This is a genomic window from Endozoicomonas sp. SESOKO2 (genome assembly GCF_024606245.1).
GTDB lineage: Bacteria > Pseudomonadota > Gammaproteobacteria > Pseudomonadales > Endozoicomonadaceae > Endozoicomonas_A.
Genome location: NZ_JAHHPQ010000104.1, coordinates 1 through 1405, shown reverse-complemented (window position 1 = coordinate 1405; position 1405 = coordinate 1). Strand labels below are relative to the sequence as shown.

Annotated in this window: 3 protein-coding genes; 2 read left to right on the top strand and 1 reads right to left on the bottom strand. The window is 45.9% G+C overall.

Annotated features, from left to right (window positions below; all coding sequences use genetic code 11):
• Positions 1-688: zinc finger, RING-type domain-containing protein (locus KDK17_RS02730; protein ID WP_257287291.1), on the top strand; the 688-nt coding region annotated here is incomplete at its 5' end.
• A gap of 18 nt (positions 689-706) precedes the next feature.
• Here the strand turns inward: KDK17_RS02730 and KDK17_RS02725 are convergent.
• Positions 707-1006, bottom strand: coding sequence for a hypothetical protein (locus KDK17_RS02725; protein ID WP_257287290.1), 300 nt, complete (start codon positions 1004-1006; stop codon positions 707-709).
• Between the two features lie 209 nt (positions 1007-1215).
• On the opposite strand from KDK17_RS02725, the gene KDK17_RS02720 reads away from it, so the two are divergent.
• The coding region (locus KDK17_RS02720) for a hypothetical protein (RefSeq protein WP_257287289.1) at positions 1216-1405 on the top strand (190 nt) is incomplete at its 3' end.

The following is a 1405-nucleotide window of genomic DNA, read 5'->3' as shown; positions in this document are numbered from 1 at the left end:
CTTTTGCTGGCTACATGCCATCCATTTATCCGGAGGTCGAAGCGTCTCCTCACTGATTCAAATACTCAAAGTCATGATTAACCATTCTTTAAATGATGATCAGCAGGAACCGGACACTGAACTTTCAGATTTTCTATCAGGCTGGGTAACGGCAAAGGGCTTGGAAAAGGTCCAACTGGTCAGGCAACAACTCCTCGAAAATAAATGGCCAGACTTCGATATTTTATTGCCACTGCTGAGCTACCTGTTCAAGAAAACATTTGTCGTTGTCAATCTGCAGGCCAGTGGCTTGACTCAGGATCAGGTTTTCACCTACGCCACTTCTGGTGATGTTGAAGTCCACGTAGTCTCACAAGCATCGGCTATCAATACCTCAGAGGAAACGGTATATCTGGGACTTCTACTCAGGGATAATCACTTTGTTGGTATTCGGCCTGACACCCGGAATGACGATCTTTCACATCGCTGCCCTGTTTGCCTGGACAAGTTTACCAAAAGCAGTGTTGTCAAGATTACCAGTTGCTTTCACTACTTGTGTGGTGCGTGTTTTAAAAAATTCAACAAACCTCAAACGTCCGAATGCCCCGAATGCAGAACGAAACTTGAAATCACCATTGATCTGCCCAGATGGAAATGCCCCGTATGCAGGAAGCAACAGGAGTTTATTGAGCCCGAGGATCACCAATAGCCGTATTGCATGAGCCAGTCAACGTCCCAAAATGTAAATACTGAACAAAGGTGAATGCAGCTCATCCTTCCAGGGCGTACCATCTTCAGGTTTCCCCAGAGGCTGATGCCAGGCCAGTACCTTGAGACCCGATTGAGAAAACACGCTGCGGTAGTCTTCATCGGTCCAGAAGAAATCTTCAAAAACCACCCCGGAGCCTGCCACAGAGCATTTAACACGACAGCCACTGGCAAGCGCCCTGTTTTCGGGAAAATCATTATTGACCATTAAAAGGGTCGATAACCCTCCTGAGTTTACCCTGGAAAATCTGTCGTGCATAAAAAAGGCAGCTGGCATGTCACAGACAGGGCAGTCATGAGCTAATGAAAAGCGAGTCTGCATGGATGAAATACACTGGTGTTAAGACTGAATCCGATATTCAACGGCGGAATTTGACAGATCCGACAATCTAACCTAATTACTCTATCTGTTCCGTTTTCCTCTCAACACCTTGCGTGTTCATTTCTCAAACCCTCTTTAGGCTCGCCATGAATACACGACTCTCACTGTTTATTGCTTTATTTTTGTCACTTTCTGTCGCTCATGCTTCTGCCGACAAAGAATGTTCTGACATTAACACTCTGGGCCTGAAGGAGAAGGAGCAAAGGTTGACTGATATGAAAGAGCGCTTTATCGGCACCCTCAAGCCATGGAAACATCTGGATCATATTCGTGAAG

Excerpts from the sequence above, each read along its gene's own strand:
- KDK17_RS02725 (WP_257287290.1), bottom strand. The coding sequence starts at position 1,006 with ATGCACGACAGATTTTCCAGGGTAAACTCAGGAGGGTTATCGACCCTT.